Consider the following 17,906-nt stretch of genomic DNA (forward strand, 5'->3'; position numbering starts at 1 on the left):
AAGAGAGCGAGTATTATGAGTGACATTCTGATTGTTGACGATGAACGCGACATTCGCGAACTGATTTCCGATATCCTCAAGGATGAGGGATATAGCACACGGTTGGCAGGCAATTCCGACGAGGCCATGGAGCAGGTGACGCGGGAACAGCCCGCCCTGATGATCCTCGATATCTGGCTGAAGGATAGCAATATGGATGGCATCGACATCCTGAAAGCTGTGAAGACCGATTATCCAGAGGTGCCGGTGGTGATTATTTCCGGACATGGCAACATTGAGATCGCGGTCGCGGCGATCAAGCAGGGGGCCTATGATTTTATCGAGAAGCCCTTCAACATCGATCAGCTTTTGGTCGTGATCAAACGCGCGATGGAAACCAGCCGGTTGCGGCGGGAAAATACGGAGCTGAAACGTCAGGACAGTAAGCCTACCGATTTGATTGGGGAAAGTGCAGCCTATCGCGGGATGATTTCTCAGTTGGACAAGGTGACGCGATCCAACGGGCGGGTGATGCTGACTGGACCGGCAGGCGTCGGCAAGGATGTGGCAGCACGCTATATTCACGCCAATTCCAATCGTGCGGCGGCGCCCTTTGTAACAGTGTCCTGTGCGGGTATGGATCCGGACCGTGTGGAAGAAATCCTGTTTGGTCGTGAGAGCGTTGAGCGGGGCATTGAAACAGGTCTGTTGGAGCAGGCCAGTGGCGGTGTTGTCTATTTTGACGAAGTGGCTGACATGCCATTGGCCGCTCAGAGCAAGATCCTGCGTGTGCTGGTCGATCAGCAATTCACGCGTGTGGGTGGCTCCAAGAAGGTGCGTGTGGATTTACGTGTCATTTCCTCGACAAACCGGGATTTGGGGCAGGCCATTGCGGATGGGAGCTTCCGGGAAGAGCTTTATCACCGGCTCAACGTTGTGCCGATTGCTGTGCCTTCTCTGGAGGAGCGTCGCGAAGATATTCCTGCGCTCGCCGGGTACTTCCTTCAGCAACTACATGAAGGGCAGGGCCTGCCACTGCGTGAGCTGAGCACGGAGGCTGTGGCGCTGATGCAGACCATGGTTTGGCCGGGCAATGTGCGCCAGCTCAAGAATCTGATTGAGCGCGTGCTTATTCTGGGCGACGGTCAAGGCCCGATTGAGAGCCGCGAGTTGCCCGGAGAAAGTGAGGCGCCTTCTGATGACGGGCGGGTCGTCTTGTCTGGCACTTTGGCGACACTTCCCTTGAGAGAAGCGCGAGAGGCGTTTGAGCGTGAATACCTTCTGACCCAGATCAACCGTTTCGGGGGTAATATCAGCCGGACCGCCAGTTTTGTTGGGATGGAACGCAGTGCCTTGCATCGCAAGCTGAAATCTCTGGGCGTCGTGACGTCGAACAAGGCGGGTGCACGCGTGGCACATGTCAACGAGACAGAGGATGGCACAGAAAAAGAGGCAAGCTGACGCTTGCCTCTTTCTGGGGGCGCATGGCCCCCTTTATCAAAACCTGATCAGATTGGTTTGCTCAGATCGATCAAGACGCGTCCGCCACCTTCGGTGCGCAGACCACAGATACTGGGCGTAAGTTCTGGGGCCACTTCGATCTTGGCATAATTGCGGCCAGCGAGCTGTTCATCCTTACAATAGGGGATGGTCACGCGTTCATAGCCTTTTTCCACCATACAGTTGCGCGCGGCAGTGTAGCGCGGGCCCTCGTTGATGTCATATTGCTCCATGCGCTGGCTGACGACGCGGCCTTTGGAATCATAGATCGGCCACCAATCCGTGACGATGCGCGGTGGGTATGCGTCAGCGGCGGCGCGATTGCATTGCGCCTGATCGACGTTCAAGTCTGTCTTGGTCTGACCCACTTTGTAGAAGGTTTTGAATTCGGTGCAGCCGCTGAGTGCGAGTACGGCAAGACCTGTTACGAAAGCATGTTTCATGGTTTTGTCCTTCTCTCTTACACGGGGGCGTTTAGATCAACCAAAGCAACGCCGCCGCTTTGAGCGCGAATGGCGCAGATATTTGGTGCAGGCTTGGGCGCGCCAGAAATCGGGCGATAGTTTTGGCCGTTAAGCTGTGCTTCTGTGCAGATAGGGTGCGTGACGGGCGTGTAGCCTTTGAGCGTCATGCAGTCTTGCCGATGTTCCGCGCGCATGGAGGCGTTGGCGTCGCGCATCTGAACATGAGAACCGCCCCAATACCCCGGATAACCGCCCCAATAACCGCCTGCATAGCCACCGTACCCACCGTGGAACCCCCCATAGACTGTTGTGGTGAAATTGGCAGCAGGGAAAAGCTGGTTGGCTTCGACAGAACAGGCGGTATCGTCACGTGAGGCTGTTTCGCGCGACGCGGAAGGATGAGAAAACCCGGAATAGGTGGTGGGGCTACACCCGGCGACAGCGATTGCTGCGGCAGCCATGGCATATGTTATTTTTTTCATTGCGAACTCTCGCCTCAACCAACTGAAATTGCATACAATCAAAGCGCGATTGGGGGGCGAGGTCAATGGTAACAATTGACCTCCGTTCCCCCTTCTGGCATGGCTTTTTTGAAACCCATGAGGGAAGCACATGAAGGTCATTATCTGCGGGGCCGGTCAGGTCGGATGGCAAATTGCGCGCCATTTGTCCGGTGAAAACAACGACGTCACCGTTGTCGACAACAACCCTGATCTCGTGCGTCGCGCCACGGATACCCTTGATGTTCAAGGGATTTCTGGTTTTGCGAGCTACCCCGATGTGCTGGATCGGGCCGGAGCGCGGGATGCGGATATGCTGATCGCGGCGACTTATTCAGATGAAGTGAATATGGTGACCTGCCAGGTGGCACATTCGGTGTTTGCGGTGCCGCGCAAGATTGCCCGCCTGCGCAGCCAGTCTTATCTGGATGTGTTATATTCGGATCTCTATCGGCGCGATCATATGCCGATTGACGTTGTGATTTCGCCTGAGCGCGAAGTTGCCGATGCCGCGTTAAAACGACTTACCGCGCCGCGCGCATTTGATGCCGAGACTTTTTTGAAGGGCAAGGTGCAGATGCTGGGGCTGTTGTTGGACGAGGAGTGTCCGGTGGTGAACACCCCTCTGCGGCAGTTGACGGATCTTTTTTCGACATTGAGTGCGGTCGTAGTTGGCGTGCGGCGTGGTGGCACGCTTTTTGCGCCTGAGCCGGGAGACCAGCTGTTTGTTGGCGACGAAATCTATGTGTTCACATTTGCGGCGGACGTGAACCGCACCATGGAGGTTTTTGGAAAACCTCAAAACAAGCAGGAACGCGCCATTATCATGGGCGGCGGGAATGTTGGCCTGATGGTGGCCCAGCGGCTGGAGCAAAGTGCCAACCGTATCCGCGTGAAAATCATTGAGCGCGATCGCAAAGTTGCTGAGCGTGCAGCAGAGGCGTTGGAACGGACCATTGTTTTGAATGGGGATGGATTGGATGCCGCGCTTTTGACCGAAGCGGGCGTGGACCGCGCGGACGCGATCCTGGCGGTGACGGATGATGACAAGACCAATATGCTGGCCTCTGTGCGGTCAAAGGCAAATGGTTGTCCGCTGGCGATTGCGCTGATCAATGACCCCACCTTGGCACCGCTGATGAAACCTTTGGGTATTGATGCCTTTATCAACCCGCGCGCCACTACGGTGAGTTCGATCCTGCGCCACATCCGTCATGGACGTGTGCGTGCCGTGTATTCCATTGGTGATGCGGAAGCGGAGATCATCGAGGCCGAAGTGCTCTCTACCTCGCCCATTGCCGGGCAGATGGTACGGGATGTAGACTTTCCCGAAGGTGTGCTGATCGGTGCCATTCAAAAAGGCAAAGAGGTCGTGAAGCCAAAAGGTGGTACGCGTATTGACGAAGGCGATGTGATCGCGCTGTTTGTTTTGACTGCGGATGTGCCCGCAGTGGAGCAGCTGTTGCAGGTCTCTATCGACTTCTTCTGATCAGATGAAGCTGAGCCTGTCACGTATTCCTCTGCTTGTGCAGATGGCCCTGATGTCTGGGGGCATGATGTTTGTGCCCGCGGTGGTGGCCAACCGGCAGAACGATGACCACGTGGCGCAGATGTTTTTCTACTCTGGTCTGCTGGTAATGTTTGCCTGTGCGCTGATTGCTTTGGCGGTGCAAGGCACACGTCGCAACTTGCGTATCATCGACAACCTGAAGGCCATGTTTCTTGCGATGTTGGTGTTGCCCGCTGTTCTGGCCATACCGGTTTATGAATCCCTGGATATTGTGCCTTTTGTCACGGTCTACTTTGAAATGGTCAGCAGTTTGACCACAACTGGAATGACCACCTTTGAACCGGCAAGCATGTTGACAGAGGCCCTGCACCTTTGGCGCGGGATGGTCGGCTGGATGGGGGGATTGTTGATGTGGGTGGCGGCGGCGGCTGTGCTTGCGCCGTTGAGCCTGGGGGGCTTTGAGGTTACCGCTTTGGGGGATGCGGGGCAAAACAGTAACAATCATGGTCAGATGCAGCGCGCGCGCCCAATGAAACGATGGAGCCGAGCCGCGCGGGCCTTGGTGCCCATTTATGTGGGGCTGACATTTGCACTTTGGGTGATGCTGCTGATCCTTGGGGATCGTCCGATCACGGCTTTGATGCATGCCATGGCCACCCTCTCAACCAGTGGTATTTCTGGCATTGGTGGTGTTGCTGATGCAGCTTCTGGGGTGGCGGGAGAATTGGTTATTTTTCTCTTTCTGCTCTTTGCGTTGTCGCGCGGTACGTTCAGTTCGGACACGGGGGCTGTGAAGCGCAGCAACCTTTGGGATGATCCTGAACTGCGTCTTGGCTTTTTGATTGTCGTGGCTGTGCCAGCGATGCTTTTTATGCGCCATTGGTTTGGAGCTCTGGAAGAAGAGGCCATCAACGACAGTGCGGCGGCGATAAAAGCGGCTTGGGGTGGGGTGTTCACAGTGCTGAGCTTCCTGAGCACAACCGGTTTTGAAAGTTCCGAATGGAGCGTGGCACGAGAGTGGAGCGGTCTTCAGACGCCCGGTTTGATCCTCTTGGCCTTGGCGATGGTGGGTGGTGGCGTGGCGACCACTGCGGGCGGGGTGAAACTGCTCCGGGTGTATGCGCTTTACCTGCAGGGGTTGGGTGAAATGGAACGCCTTGTGCATCCAAATGTGGTGCTGGGGCGCCGACGTGCGGCAGCGCAGGGTATCCGGCGCCGGGGCGCAGTGATTGCCTGGGTGTTTTTCATGCTTTTTGCGCTGTCTTTGGCGGCGGTCACAATGGTGCTTGCTGTGTTGGGCAATAGCTTTCAGGAGGCCTTGATCCTCGCCATCTCCGCACTGACCACGACGGGGCCTCTGACGCAGGTGGCGGGTGAGTTTCCGATTGCGATTTCCTCACTTGGTGCGCCGGAAAAGCTTATTATTTGTGCAGCAATGATCGTTGGCCGCTTGGAAGCCTTGGCGATCATTGCGTTGATGTCCCCTGATTTGTGGCAGAAATGATGCGTTTGGTGATAAGGCAGGCAAAAAACTTAACTTTTTAGGCTGGTAAGTCTCAAAAACGCGTTCCATACTCGCCTCGCACGACTACCCGATGCACGAACAAGAACAAAGGCAAACGCGACATGGCTTCGGATCGACAGAATCTCCAAGACGCTTTTTTGAATCACGTCCGGAAAACCAAAGTTCCGGTGACTATCTTTTTGATTAACGGTGTGAAATTGCAGGGTGTGATCACCTGGTTTGACAATTTTTGTGTGTTGCTGCGCCGCGATGGCCAGAGTCAGCTGGTATATAAGCACGCGATTTCTACCATCATGCCGGCCCAGCCGATCTCTCTTTATGAAGGCGAAGACGCCTCTTGATGGAGCATGACACGCAGGTTACCCGCGCTTGGGTCCTGCATCCCGATATCACTAGCGCTGAGCAGCGGCGCGAGGCCTCTTTCGCATTGGAAGAGGCCATATCGCTTGCAGCCGCGCTTCCTGAGCTTGAAGTTGTAGGCTCAAATGTTGTGCGTTTGTCAAAAGCGCAGCCCGGTAAGCTGTTTGGATCGGGCAAGATCGAAGAGCTCAAGGCGCTTTTTAAGGCCAATGAGGTGGAGCTGGTCCTGATTGATGGACCGGTGACGCCGGTGCAGCAGCGCAATCTGGAAAAGGAATGGAAGGTCAAACTTCTGGACCGGACCGGATTGATCCTTGAGATTTTCTCTGATCGGGCGCGCACGCGGGAAGGTGTGCTGCAGGTTGAAATGGCGGCCTTGTCCTACCAACGTACACGCTTGGTGCGGGCTTGGACCCACCTTGAGCGTCAGCGCGGCGGCCTTGGTTTTGTTGGTGGTCCCGGCGAGACCCAGATCGAGGCGGATCGTCGTGCGATTGACGATCAACTGGTGCGGTTGCGGCGGCAATTGGCGAAGGTGGTGAAAACCCGTGAATTGCATCGCAAAGCGCGCGCGAAAGTGCCGTTTCCGATTGTTGCTCTGGTGGGCTATACCAACGCCGGAAAATCGACGCTTTTCAACCGTGTCACCGGTGCGGATGTGATGGCGAAAGATATGCTTTTTGCCACGCTCGATCCAACCATGCGGGCGGTGGAGCTTCCCAACAACGGACCTGAGGTGATCCTGTCGGATACGGTGGGGTTCATCAGTGATCTGCCAACACAGCTTGTGGCGGCGTTTCGGGCGACACTGGAAGAGGTGCTGGCGGCGGATCTGGTGCTGCATGTGCGCGACATTGCACATCCTGAAACAGAACATCAGGCTGAGGACGTGCGCAGCATTCTTGAAACGCTTGGCATGAGCGAGGAAACGCCGCAGATTGAGGTCTGGAACAAGATTGATCTGTTGGACGCCGATGACAGAGAGGCTGTTGTGGCTCGGGCGGAGCGTGAAGAGGGTATCTTTGCGGTTTCTGCTGTCAGTGGTCAGGGTCTGGATGACATGTTTGCGGCCATTGCCAAGGCCTTGGCCAGTGAGAAGACCCGTGAAGTGCTCTCCCTGAGCTTTTCGGAAGGCAAAGCGCGGGCTTGGCTGTTTAAGGAAGGCGTGGTTGAAGCGGAAACGCAGACCGACGAAGGCTTTGAAATCGAAGTGCTTTGGAGTGCCAAGCAGCGCGCGCAGTATCAGACGCTGTAGGCGTCTGATTTTCAGAAATTCTTAGAGACCTAAGGTGTGGGCGTTATGATTGTAACGCCCACAGCTGCGGCGCGCGCGAGCTCTTTGTCCAAGGACATTGGGATGTATTCACCACGCCTCCAAAGCTGTGCCATATCGTCATAAAAGCGCGATAGGAAATGGCCAGATTGCCCGGTTGAGATCACAAAGACAGAGCTGTCGGGATCGGCAAAATCGTAGACGCCACGATAGCCTGCGGCGTGAACATTCAGGAATGGATTGTCTCCTACACCGGCAGTTTTGCCGCGCTGAAGGGTGTTGTCGCCGCCAGAGGTGGATTGGCGGATGTTGACGAAATAGCGCAGGAGCGGAACCTTGCCGAGTGTCGGGTGATCATGGGTTGCCTGATGAGCATCTCCCCAACGCAGTGCCTCTAGCTGTTGGCCGTAGCGCTCTTCAATTGCCAGAAGCGCATCATCCAATGCGAGCTGTGCCATTTCGGAACATGTTTCCATACGCGCGCTTTGACGGACGTCACACCAGGCGGCGGCGCCCTCCACATCCCGGAACACCCGTTCGATGAAGAGAGGTTCCACATGGGTGAACTCCTCGGCCAGCGGGCCAAGATCGTCGCGGATGAGGCGGCTTTGCAGGCTGCGCATCCACGCCGCATAGATCAGGGGTTCGGGCATATGTTCGTTCATCTCGCCATTCCACTCAGACAGAAGCGCCAATGCGCGTTGACGTTGGCGTGCGCGAGAACCATCTGGCGCTGCTTCGCTTGTGTACCAAAGATCTGCGGCGATTAGAGGCAGGAGCGCCCGAGCCGAAAAGCTGACGGTATCCAACTGTGCTTCGATAAAACTATCGCGGGTGTGGACGCGGCGGTTCTGCATCAGGCGTTGCCAGCGCTGGATGCGTTGGCTGTCCCCCCACAAGAACGAGATATGGCGGGGGAAGGGGCGCTCTACAATTTTATTGTTGGTATTGCCGAGAATGCCGCCGGAGGGTTTCTCGAAGGTGGGGGTATCTGTGGCTGGGAGCAGGCCCTGCCACTGGTTTTCCGGCCGCCATCCAAGGGAAGGCAGGCGTCCTTGACTTTGATGGATTGCGTCGCGACGCGGCAGAGCGCCGATCAAAGCCATGGCCACATCATTTTGGTCGGCCAAAGTCAGGGTCAAACCGGGGGCAGTATGGTCTTTGCCGGTGGCCAGCGCCGCTGAAATATCTGTCGCGCGCATGAGCCCCATGAGCGCTGTGGTTGAGCGATCTTGTGGGCTGAGCGCGGTCCAGCCAAGGGACGCTACGTGGCCGGGGGGCGTCACTGCCGCGAGATTGAACGCAGAGCCGGGAAGAACGGGGCCATTGTCTGTCCAGCGCAGGGTGAGCGTGACGGGCTTGGCATCCTTGATGTTGATGATCGACTTGCGTGTTTTGAAAGGCTTGAAACCTGTGGATGTGCGATAGGACTCTGGGTTTGACGCATCTAGTTCTTCGATGAAGATGTCCTGGTCATCGACATAGGCCGCTGTCACCCCCCAGCCCAGCTGATCACTGCGCCCTGCCAGAATGGCTGGAATGCCGGGAATGGTGGCACCGATCACACCACCGCTTTGCAGCTCTAGGCGGGCCAGATACCAGATTGCGGGTGCAGACAGACCGAGGTGCGGGTCATTTGCCAGCAAGGTGCCGCCGGCGGCGCTGCGCGAAGGGGCCGCAGCCCATGCATTGGAGGCCCCAGACAGAGGGAGCGGCGTAAATGGAGACAGTGGATGTGCAGGCAAAGGTTGGGACTGCGCAAATACAGGCGTGCCCGGCACCAGATTGGCGTATTTGGGCAGGGTTGCGATGCCTTTACCGGGGGCATCAGGCAGGATGTCACGCAGACGATCTGCATCGGGGAGGGCAAGAGATGTGCGCGCGCGCAGCACCTCTGATTGCAGGTGACCCGTGAGCTGAAGCGCCATAAGCTTCTGAAGCGCAATGGAATCTGCGGGTTGCCAGGGCGCGAAGGTCTGCTGGAACAAGAATAACTCGGGTGCGCCGCGCCCCAATGCTTCTTGGTTGACCTCCTCAATGCGGGCATTCACGCCGCGTGCATAGGCTTGAAGCGCGATCAGTATGTCGGGATCCTGTGCGGATACGGACATGCGGGCCGCCGTGGCCAAATCGAGCCGGCGCATCAGGGTGTCGATTTCCAGCGTTTGTTGCCCAAACACTTCGGAGAGGCGGCCCTGTACAGTGCGCCGCATTGTGATCATTTGCCAGAGCCGGTCCTGTGCATGGGCATAACCGAGGCCAAAGAAAACATCCTCGTCATTGTTCCCAAAAATATGCGGGACATTGGCGTTGTTGCGGATGATTTCGACAGGTTGCGAAATACCGCTTGCGGTGAAGGTTTTATCATAGGTCGGGAGGCTGCGCGAGGCGAGGAAATAGATCATCGCCACTGCAAGCACGACGAGAATCACCAAGCCGCTGGCGATGCGCATCAGCCATTGAAAAAAGGTCGCCATGTCTCTGTCCCTGATTGTTCTTGCCTTCTGCGGGTGCAGGCGAGACAAGTATTACGACGAATGACAGACAGGGGAAAGCCAATGGCAAAAGTTGCGTTTTTGGGCTTGGGAGTGATGGGCTATCCGATGGCCGGATATCTTTTGAAAGAGGGGCATGAGGTCACGGTTTATAACCGCACGACCGCCAAAGCGGAGGCCTGGGCCAATGAACATGGCGGAGCGTTTGCTGCCACGCCGCGTGAAGCGGCTTTGGAGGCTGAGTTTGTCATGTGCTGTGTGGGCAATGATGATGATCTTCGCTCTGTCTGTCTGGGCGAGGATGGTGCCTTTGCGGGCATGCATTCGGGGGCCACATTTGTTGATCATACGACGGTGTCTGCAAAAGTGACCTCTGAGCTTTACAGTGCGGCCGCGGAAAAAAGCGTCGCCTTTGTGGATGCGCCTGTCTCAGGCGGTCAGGCCGGTGCTGAAAACGGTATTTTGTCGATCATGTGCGGTGGTGACCAAGCCGCCTACGACAAGGCAGAGCCGATCATGCAGGCCTATGGGCGCTCAATCAAACGTTTGGGAGAAAGTGGTGCTGGTCAGCTGACCAAGATGGTCAATCAGATTTGCATTGCTGGTCTGGTACAGGGCCTTTCAGAGGGGCTGAATTTTGCTGAGAAAGCCGGGCTGGATGGGCGCGCGGTTGTTGAGGTGATTGCCGGGGGGGCCGCAGGCAGCTGGCAGATGCAGAACCGGTATGAAACCATGATTGAGGATCAGTTTGAGCACGGGTTTGCCGTGGACTGGATGCGCAAAGATCTCGGCATTGTGTTGTCCACTGGCGATGAGATTGGGGCGAGCTTGCCGGTGACGGCGCTGGTGGATCAATTCTACAAAGATGTGCAGAAGCTCGGCGGTGGGCGTTGGGATACATCCAGTCTGATCAAACGCCTGCGCGCGCTGGATTGATTTTTTCAAGCTTTTAGAAACAAATAAAGCGCGGGATGCCCCGCGCTTTATCTTTGGAAAATGAACGGGCAGGGCCGTTACTTATGGGATGATGCGCGTATATTTGATGCCTTCGAGCGTTGCGCCAATCTTGAGGCCTGCTTGACCAAACACCACGGCAATCACCGGGGCCAGCAAGTTGGTGGTCTCTGCGCTGAGATCGCCGCCTTCATTGGCCACAACATACTCAACGCCCGCGCCGGCAGCCCAGCCATTGGAACGGCGGAATTCAGACAGGGCACCTTCGGTCATGAAGAACAGAACATGTGCGTGTTGTTGTGCCCCAAATTGCAGGCCAACGCTGCCTTTGGTCGCGGAGTAGTAATCGACGGTCACGTCGTTGACCCGCAGCGCACCGCGGCCATATCCGCCGCCAAAGCCCAGACCTGCTTCTGTGATCAGCGGCATCACCAAAATGCCGGTGGATTTGTCGCGCAGATCGCGGGTGTTGGGGTATTCGTTGTAGAGATAATTCAGCGTGGTATCGACGCGTGCGTCGATTTCATTGGCGCCATTAGAGCCGATGCCATTGCCGCATGCGGCGGTCATGCCTGCAGCTGCGAGGCCGGTCAGCGCAAAGCCGCGACGAGTGAGATTGTTCATGATGTTGCCTGTATTCTGTTTGCTCGTGGTCCGGTTGGGTCCGGGATTGACCGCAGTATAGTCAGCCCCGAACAACCTGTCACTAGATGTGCGCCTGTTCAGCCCATTTTGCGGGCAACTTCCGGCGCAAAATAGCTCAAAATCCCGTCACATCCGGCGCGTTTGAAGGCCATTAGGCTTTCGACCATCGCGCGATCGCCATCAATCCAGCCATTCTGCGCGGCGGCTTTGATCATCGCGTATTCACCGGACACCTGATAGGCAAAGGTCGGCACGCCAAATTCGTCTTTTACACGGCGGCAGATGTCCAGATAGGGCATGCCGGGTTTGACCATAACCATATCCGCGCCTTCAGAAAGATCACGGGCGACAAGGCGCAGGGCTTCGTCGGAGTTGGCGGGATCCATCTGATAGGTGGTTTTGTCCCCCTTTAGAGCACCGGACGCCCCAACCGCATCGCGGAAGGGCCCATAAAAGGCAGAGGCATATTTGGCCGCGTAGCTCATGATGGTCACGTTTTGATGGTTTTTGGCTTCAAGGGCAATGCGAATGGCGCCAATCCGCCCATCCATCATGTCAGACGGGCCAAGAATGTCGGCGCCTGCCTCTGCTTGCGAGAGCGCCTGTTTGACCAGAGCCTCGACAGTGCGATCATTGATAATATGACCGTTTTCAACAAATCCATCGTGGCCGTGGATGTTGTAGGGATCCAATGCGATGTCGGTCATAACGGCGATTTCGGGCACGGCCGCCTTGATGGCGCGTGTGGCTCTGTTGGAGAGGTTGTCGGGGTTCCAAGCCTCTGCACAGTCTTCGGTCTTCAGAGCGGGATCGGTGTAGGGAAAGAGACAGATTACAGGGATGCCCAAATCTGCAGCTTCGCGCGCGGCCTCAACAATTTTGTCGACCGAGCGGCGAAAGACGCCGGGCATAGAGGGCACGGGCTCCTCAACGCCGTCGCCGTCACGCACAAACACAGGCCAGATCAAATCATCCACGGTCAGCGTGTTTTCGCGCACAAGACCGCGGATTGCGCTGGATTGACGTGTGCGACGCAGGCGCGCGGTTGGGAAATTGGCAGGCGTGAGGGTCATTGCGGGCTCCGTTACATTCCGTGCCCACAGGTGCCATGGAATTTCCCACATCTCAAGGCTAGGAATTGCCGCATGGGCAGGGTATGTGGAATGGAAAATCTTATGGGCAGTAAACACCTTGGACCTGAGCCAAACCGTACTTGAACTCATCGACTTCCGAAGCTTTTCAAACCTGTGGTTTTGGATCGCTCTGGCTGTTTTCTGGTCATCTGCCAGCCATTGGGTGCTCGGGGTGCCGTGGGATCTTGTGTTGCGGGCCAAGCGCAATGGCGGGCAGGCAGAGGCAGATTTTCATGATCTGGTGCGCATCAACATCAATAGGATCCTGCATATCGCGACGGTTTCTGGCCTTTGGCTGATTGGCATCACCTGCTTCATCCTCACCGGCCTTGCCGTGCTGGGCTGGCAATATCAGATCGAATTTGCGCAGGCGGTATTTTTGATCTTTCTGCCAATGAGCCTCGTAGGGGCCATGAGCATACGTGCTGCAAGGCATATTCACATGGAGAGCTTGCAGAGCGACGCCTTGCGAAAGCGTTTGGCGCGACATCGCTTTTGGGTGCAGTTTGTTGGCATGATCTCTATTTTTGTGACCTCATTGTGGGGTATGTACCAAAATCTTCTGGTCTCACCTTTGGGATAAACCCGTGGTGCAAGTTACTGAAATTGAAAGATAAGAGTGATGAAAGACGCGCAGCACATCTCTGTTGGCGGGGCGCCGGAAGGCTTTGACGCACAGCTTATTCTCAATGAGGTAGAAAAGAGCGGTGGCCCGGTCATGCATGTGGCCCGTGATGACAAGCGGATGGTGGCGACGCGGGCGGCGCTGGAGTTTTTCCGGCCAGACATGCCCGTGATTGTCTTTCCGGGGTGGGATTGTCTGCCATATGATCGAGTGTCCCCCAATGCCGATATTTCCGCCACGCGGATGGCGACCCTGGCGGGGTTGGTACATGGGATGCCTCAGCAGTTTGTTTTGCTGACAACGCTGAATGCTGCGACACAACGTGTGCCGGCGCGCGATGTGCTCAAAGAGGCCGCCTTCCGTGCCCATGTTGATGGGCGCGTAGATGAAGGAGCATTGCGTAAGTTTCTGGTACGTATGGGGTTTTCTCAAGCGCCGACTGTGATGGAACCCGGCGATTATGCCATTCGAGGCGGCATCATTGATATTTTTCCTCCCGGTGACACCGGTCCGGTTCGGTTGGATTTCTTTGGGGATGTTCTGGACGGAGCGCGCCGCTTTGATCCCGCGACCCAACGCACGACGGAAAAGCTCGACAACATTGAGTTGGCACCGGTCAGTGAAGTCATTCTGGATGAAGCGGCGATTACGCGATTCCGACAGAACTACCGCATTGAATTTGGCGCGGCGGGCACGGACGATCCGCTCTATGAAGCGATCAGCGCCGGACGCAAACATCAGGGTGTTGAACACTGGATGCCGTTTTTTCACGAGCGTCTGGAAACCTTGTTTGACTACCTGCCGGATGCCTCCATTTCTGTTGATGATCAGATGGATGTGGCGCGCATTGCGCGTTGGGATGCCGTTGACGATCAATATGAAACCCGCAAACATGCGATGAGCCAGAAGGCGCGGATGGATACGGTCTATAAGCCTGTGCCGCCGGGTCTGTTGTATTTGGATGAAGCCGCGTGGGATCAGGCCGTTGCAGGGCGGCGGATGTTGCATTTTTCGGCTTTGCCGCAGGCCTCAGGCCCCGGAACGATTGACGCTGGTGGGCGGATTGGGCGCAATTTCGCTCCTGAGAGGCAACAAGAAAGTCTGAGCCTTTTCGGGGCTTTGGCGGAACATATTAACAAGAAATTACCAGATGGTCCGGTTGTTGTTGCCAGCTACTCCGAGGGGGCACGTGAGCGTTTGAGCGGGCTTATCGAAGATGAAGGTTTGGCTGAAACCATTCATGTCAAAGATGCCAGCCGGATTGGCACGAGCGGGTTGTATCTGGCGGTCTGGGCTTTGGAACATGGGTTTGAAACGCCGCATATGACGGTGATTTCAGAGCAGGATGTTTTAGGGGATCGGTTGATCCGGGCGCCGCGTAAGAAGAAGCGGGCAGAGAATTTCCTGACGGAAACACAATCTTTGAGCCCGGGTGATCTGGTGGTGCATGTAGACCATGGCATCGGGCGCTATCTTGGGCTTGAAGTGGTCACGGCGGCTGGGGCCGCGCATGAGACGATTTCTCTGGAATATGCCGAAAATGCAAAGCTTTACCTGCCGGTAGAGAATATCGAGCTGCTCTCCAAATATGGCCATGATGAGGGTTTGCTGGATCGGCTTGGCGGTGGGGCGTGGCAGGCCAAAAAGGCCAAACTCAAAGAACGTATTCGAGAGATGGCGGATCGTCTCATCCGGGTGGCAGCGGAGCGGGAATTGCGCTCCGCCCCTGTGCTCGAAGCGCAGCATCACGCCTGGGAAGAGTTTTCCGCACGTTTCCCCTATCAGGAGACCGATGATCAGTTGCGCGCGATCGGCGATGTGATTGACGATCTGGCATCGGGACGCCCGATGGACCGGTTGGTCTGCGGCGATGTTGGCTTTGGCAAAACCGAAGTGGCGATGCGCGCGGCCTTTGTGGCGGCGATGTCCGGGCAGCAGGTGGCGGTGATTGCGCCGACCACACTTCTGGCGCGTCAGCATGCGAAGGGTTTCCAAGAGCGATTTAGAGGATTCCCCTTAGAAGTCAGATCGTTGTCGCGTTTTGTCTCTGCGAAAGAGGCTGAGAAAACTCGCGACGGCATGGCGCGGGGCACGGTGGATATCGTGGTCGGCACACATGCGCTTTTGGCCAAAAACACCCGCTTTAAAAACCTAGGATTGCTGATCATCGATGAAGAACAGCATTTTGGGGTTGCCCATAAGGAGCGGCTGAAACAGATGCGCAGTGATGTGCATGTTCTGACGTTGACTGCGACGCCGATCCCGCGCACGCTGCAGTTGAGCCTTTCGGGTGTGCGCGATCTGTCTATCATTGGCACGCCGCCGGTGGACCGTCTGGCGATCCGCACCTATGTGAGCAGCTTTGATGCTGTGACCGTGCGTGAGGCGCTTTTGCGGGAGCATTACCGCGGTGGGCAGAGCTTCTATGTTGTGCCGCGTGTGAGCGACCTTCCTGAGATTGAAGAGTTTTTGCGTGATCACGTCCCTGAGGTGAGTTTCATCACGGCGCATGGCCAACTGGCGGCAGGTGATCTGGATGACCGGATGAACGCCTTCTATGACGGTAAATACGATGTTCTGTTGGCGACCACGATTGTTGAAAGTGGATTGGACATTCCAACCGCCAACACAATGATTGTACATCGCGCGGATATGTTTGGATTGGCGCAGCTTTACCAAATCCGGGGGCGTGTGGGTCGCTCCAAGACCCGTGCCTATGCCTATCTAACTACCAAGCCACGTGTGAAGCTGACACCCGCGGCGGAAAAGCGGCTGCGGGTTCTGGGATCTCTGGACACGCTTGGGGCCGGTTTTACGCTTGCCTCTCAGGATCTCGATATTCGCGGGGCCGGTAACCTTCTGGGCGAAGAACAATCTGGTCAGATGCGGGATGTGGGCTATGAACTCTATCAATCCATGCTTGAGGAGGCCATTGCCAAGATCAAGGCTGGCGAGTTGGAAGGTCTGTCAGATGGGGATGATCAATGGGCACCGCAGATCAATCTGGGTGTGCCTGTTTTGATCCCGGAAACCTATGTGCCGGATCTGGATGTGCGGCTGGGCCTTTATCGCCGTTTGAGCGGGTTGCAGGGCAAGGTGGAACTCGAAGGCTTTGCTGCCGAACTGATTGACCGCTTTGGTAAACTGCCCAAAGAGGTCAACACCTTGCTGCTGATCGTGCGTATCAAAGAGATGTGTAAGAAAGCCGGTATTGCGAAGCTGGACGGCGGGCCGAAGGGGGCGACCATCCAGTTCCACAATGATAAATTCGCTTCGCCACAGGGGCTGGTGGAATTCATCACCGAGCAAAAGGGGCTGGCCAAGGTCAAAGACAACAAGATTGTTGTGCGGCGCGATTGGGGGAAATCGTCTGACAAGATCAAAGGTGCCTTTGCAATTGCGCGGGACCTTGCGCAGAAGGTGGTCAACGAGCGGAAGAAGGCTAAGGCGAAAGCGAGCACGTAACCTGCATCAATGCCGACGGTCGTGCGTGGGGCAGGATGCTTGTTTTTCAAGGAGTGTTAAGAGCAGCGCGGAGTGCAACTCGGGCGTTCATGCCGCGAGTGCTTCCAGACGGCGCATGTGCAGCATCAGGCCAAAGCTGATCACTGCGAAAATGCCAAGCGCCATCGCCATGGGCAGAGGGGTGCCGTCAAAAGCCAGCCCGATTGGTGTCGCCAGAAGACCACCTAGAATGGTGGCGAAGGCGCCCATCACAGAGGCCGCAGTGCCCGCCATATGGCCCAGTGGTTCCATCGCCAAGGCGTTGAGGTTGCCGATTGTGAAGCCGATGGAGAAGAAGGTGGCTGTCTGCCAGATGACAAAGGCGGCAAAATGCACGGAGGTGTTGGAAGAGGCGTATGCCGCCAGAATGGCGATGGCAAAAAAGATCTGTGTGCTGACGGCGATGGTAACGAGGCTGCGCATGCCAAACACCATCACCAAGCGGGCGTTGAGCAGGCTTGCGGTGCCTGAAATCAATGCGATGCCAGCAAACCAGAGTGGAAATTCATCCGCGCGATCAAAGGTCTGGGCATAGATGGGTTGCACGGAGCTGATCATGGCAAAGAGCCCGGCAAAGATGAGCGATTGCACCAGCATGGAGGTGCGCACGGCGGGGATCGCCCACATCTCTTTTACGCCAGACAAAAGCTTGCCCATGCTGAAAGCGCGGCGGTTCTCTTTGGCGAGTGGTTCTGGCAGACGAATACCCACCCAGAGCACGGATGCGATAGAGAATAGGATGAAGGCGGCAAAGATGCCGCGCCATGACGACAGATCTATTATGAGACTGCCCAAAAGGGGTGCTATGGCCGGCACGAGCGTGAAGATCATCATGGCAAAGGACATGATGCGCGCCATCTCGCGCCCTGAATAGAGGTCCCGAACAATCGCCAACGTCACAATGCGCGGACCTGCGGCACCGACGCCCTGCACAAAACGTGCTGCAAGAACCCATTCAAGGCTTTGCGATTTCCAGCCAACAAAGGCGCAGAGCGAGTACAGAAGTGCCCCGCTGATGAGGACAGGTTTGCGTCCAAAGGCATCAGAAAGGGGGCCGGTGAAAAATGTACCAAAGCCCATCCCCATGACAAAAGAGGTGATAATCAGCGTGGCGCGATTCAGGTTTCCGGGGCTGAGTTCATTGGCAATTTCCGGCAGAGCCGGCAGCATAGCATCAATCGAGAATGCAATGGTGGCAAACATCATGGCGCAAAGTGAAATGAATTCTACCTGCGACATGGGCAGGTTGTCTCTGGTCATGACGAGCTCCAGTGGCAATGGCTGCGATGCGGGCACAGAGGTTCTGTCAGAAGGCGACACAGCATTCCGGAAAGGCTCTGGCCTACACCCGTTTGGTGATGGTGCTTGGGCATACCAGAGGTACTGAATGGTCCTGTGGTATAACGCGACCTTAGCTTGGGCGTTTGTCTGTCACAAGC

General features: G+C 56.3%; 14 protein-coding genes. 8 read left to right on the forward strand and 6 right to left on the reverse strand.

The window, feature by feature from the left end; all coding sequences use genetic code 11:
* Positions 1-15 precede the first annotated feature (15 nt).
* Complete coding sequence (gene ntrX, locus SHM7688_RS14790; RefSeq protein WP_058240705.1) at positions 16-1,440, forward strand: nitrogen assimilation response regulator NtrX; 1,425 nt, start codon at positions 16-18, stop codon at positions 1,438-1,440.
* 47 nt (positions 1,441-1,487) lie between these two features.
* Here the strand turns inward: ntrX and SHM7688_RS14795 are convergent, their stop codons facing one another.
* Both SHM7688_RS14795 and SHM7688_RS14800 read right to left on the reverse strand, forming a co-directional pair.
* A complete protein-coding gene (locus SHM7688_RS14795) occupies positions 1,488-1,922 on the reverse strand; it encodes a hypothetical protein (protein WP_058240706.1) in 435 nt (144 codons plus the stop codon).
* A gap of 17 nt (positions 1,923-1,939) precedes the next feature.
* The gene (locus SHM7688_RS14800; RefSeq protein ID WP_058240707.1) at positions 1,940-2,425 is read right to left on the reverse strand and encodes a hypothetical protein; all 486 of its coding nucleotides are present in this window, start codon (positions 2,423-2,425) and stop codon (positions 1,940-1,942) included.
* Positions 2,426-2,555: 130 nt separating this feature from the next.
* Here SHM7688_RS14800 and trkA point away from each other — a divergent pair, with 130 nt between their 5' ends.
* The 4 genes from trkA to hflX all read left to right on the forward strand — a co-directional run bounded on the left by trkA (position 2,556) and on the right by hflX (position 7,093).
* Positions 2,556-3,932, forward strand: coding sequence for a Trk system potassium transporter TrkA (gene trkA, locus SHM7688_RS14805; protein ID WP_058240708.1), 1,377 nt, complete (start codon positions 2,556-2,558; stop codon positions 3,930-3,932).
* 4 nt (positions 3,933-3,936) lie between these two features.
* The gene (locus SHM7688_RS14810; RefSeq protein ID WP_058240709.1) at positions 3,937-5,457 is read left to right on the forward strand and encodes a TrkH family potassium uptake protein; all 1,521 of its coding nucleotides are present in this window, start codon (positions 3,937-3,939) and stop codon (positions 5,455-5,457) included.
* 122 nt (positions 5,458-5,579) lie between these two features.
* Positions 5,580-5,819, forward strand: coding sequence for an RNA chaperone Hfq (gene hfq, locus SHM7688_RS14815; RefSeq protein WP_008204623.1), 240 nt, complete (start codon positions 5,580-5,582; stop codon positions 5,817-5,819).
* Positions 5,819-7,093, forward strand: a complete 1,275-nt coding sequence (gene hflX, locus SHM7688_RS14820; protein ID WP_058240710.1) for a GTPase HflX — start codon at positions 5,819-5,821, stop codon at positions 7,091-7,093. The genes hfq and hflX overlap by 1 nt, the downstream gene beginning before the upstream one ends.
* A 29-nt stretch (positions 7,094-7,122) precedes the next feature.
* Here the strand turns inward: hflX and SHM7688_RS14825 are convergent, their stop codons facing one another.
* The gene (locus SHM7688_RS14825; protein WP_058240711.1) at positions 7,123-9,588 is read right to left on the reverse strand and encodes a penicillin acylase family protein; all 2,466 of its coding nucleotides are present in this window, start codon (positions 9,586-9,588) and stop codon (positions 7,123-7,125) included.
* 81 nt (positions 9,589-9,669) lie between these two features.
* Between SHM7688_RS14825 and SHM7688_RS14830 the strand changes: the two genes are divergently transcribed.
* Positions 9,670-10,542: an NAD(P)-dependent oxidoreductase gene (locus SHM7688_RS14830; RefSeq protein WP_058240712.1), complete on the forward strand. Its 873-nt coding sequence runs from the start codon at positions 9,670-9,672 to the stop codon at positions 10,540-10,542.
* 81 nt (positions 10,543-10,623) lie between these two features.
* Here the strand turns inward: SHM7688_RS14830 and SHM7688_RS14835 are convergent, their stop codons facing one another.
* The gene (locus SHM7688_RS14835) at positions 10,624-11,184 is read right to left on the reverse strand and encodes a lipid-binding SYLF domain-containing protein (RefSeq protein ID WP_058240951.1); all 561 of its coding nucleotides are present in this window, start codon (positions 11,182-11,184) and stop codon (positions 10,624-10,626) included.
* Between the two features lie 98 nt (positions 11,185-11,282).
* The gene (gene hemB / locus SHM7688_RS14840; protein ID WP_058240713.1) at positions 11,283-12,278 is read right to left on the reverse strand and encodes a porphobilinogen synthase; all 996 of its coding nucleotides are present in this window, start codon (positions 12,276-12,278) and stop codon (positions 11,283-11,285) included.
* 118 nt (positions 12,279-12,396) lie between these two features.
* On the opposite strand from hemB, the gene SHM7688_RS14845 reads away from it, so the two are divergent.
* Entirely contained in the window at positions 12,397-12,921 is a 525-nt protein-coding gene (locus SHM7688_RS14845; protein ID WP_058240714.1) for a hypothetical protein, read from the forward strand.
* Positions 12,922-12,960: 39 nt separating this feature from the next.
* Positions 12,961-16,428 carry a transcription-repair coupling factor gene (gene mfd / locus SHM7688_RS14850; protein ID WP_058240715.1) on the forward strand — a complete coding sequence of 1,156 codons (3,468 nt, stop codon included), beginning with the start codon at positions 12,961-12,963 and terminating at the stop codon, positions 16,426-16,428.
* 87 nt (positions 16,429-16,515) lie between these two features.
* On the opposite strand, the gene SHM7688_RS14855 is transcribed toward mfd, so the two are convergent.
* Complete coding sequence (locus tag SHM7688_RS14855; protein ID WP_058240716.1) at positions 16,516-17,727, reverse strand: multidrug effflux MFS transporter; 1,212 nt, start codon at positions 17,725-17,727, stop codon at positions 16,516-16,518.
* Between the last annotated feature and the right edge of the window lie 179 nt (positions 17,728-17,906).

Source organism: Shimia marina (assembly GCF_001458175.1).
Classification (GTDB): Bacteria; Pseudomonadota; Alphaproteobacteria; order Rhodobacterales; family Rhodobacteraceae; genus Shimia; species Shimia marina.

Bases quoted from the DNA above. Each gene is read 5' to 3' on its own strand.
- hemB (WP_058240713.1), bottom strand. From the start codon at position 12,278: ATGACCCTCACGCCTGCCAATTTCCCAACCGCGCGCCTGCGTCGCACA.
- SHM7688_RS14855 (WP_058240716.1), bottom strand. From the start codon at position 17,727: ATGACCAGAGACAACCTGCCCATGTCGCAGGTAGAATTCATTTCACTT.
- hflX (WP_058240710.1), top strand. From the start codon at position 5,819: ATGGAGCATGACACGCAGGTTACCCGCGCTTGGGTCCTGCATCCCGAT.
- ntrX (WP_058240705.1), top strand. From the start codon at position 16: ATGAGTGACATTCTGATTGTTGACGATGAACGCGACATTCGCGAACTG.
- mfd (WP_058240715.1), top strand. From the start codon at position 12,961: ATGAAAGACGCGCAGCACATCTCTGTTGGCGGGGCGCCGGAAGGCTTT.
- SHM7688_RS14810 (WP_058240709.1), top strand. From the start codon at position 3,937: ATGAAGCTGAGCCTGTCACGTATTCCTCTGCTTGTGCAGATGGCCCTG.
- SHM7688_RS14830 (WP_058240712.1), top strand. From the start codon at position 9,670: ATGGCAAAAGTTGCGTTTTTGGGCTTGGGAGTGATGGGCTATCCGATG.
- SHM7688_RS14825 (WP_058240711.1), bottom strand. From the start codon at position 9,588: ATGGCGACCTTTTTTCAATGGCTGATGCGCATCGCCAGCGGCTTGGTG.
- trkA (WP_058240708.1), top strand. From the start codon at position 2,556: ATGAAGGTCATTATCTGCGGGGCCGGTCAGGTCGGATGGCAAATTGCG.
- SHM7688_RS14795 (WP_058240706.1), bottom strand. From the start codon at position 1,922: ATGAAACATGCTTTCGTAACAGGTCTTGCCGTACTCGCACTCAGCGGC.
- hfq (WP_008204623.1), top strand. From the start codon at position 5,580: ATGGCTTCGGATCGACAGAATCTCCAAGACGCTTTTTTGAATCACGTC.
- SHM7688_RS14800 (WP_058240707.1), bottom strand. From the start codon at position 2,425: ATGAAAAAAATAACATATGCCATGGCTGCCGCAGCAATCGCTGTCGCC.
- SHM7688_RS14835 (WP_058240951.1), bottom strand. From the start codon at position 11,184: ATGAACAATCTCACTCGTCGCGGCTTTGCGCTGACCGGCCTCGCAGCT.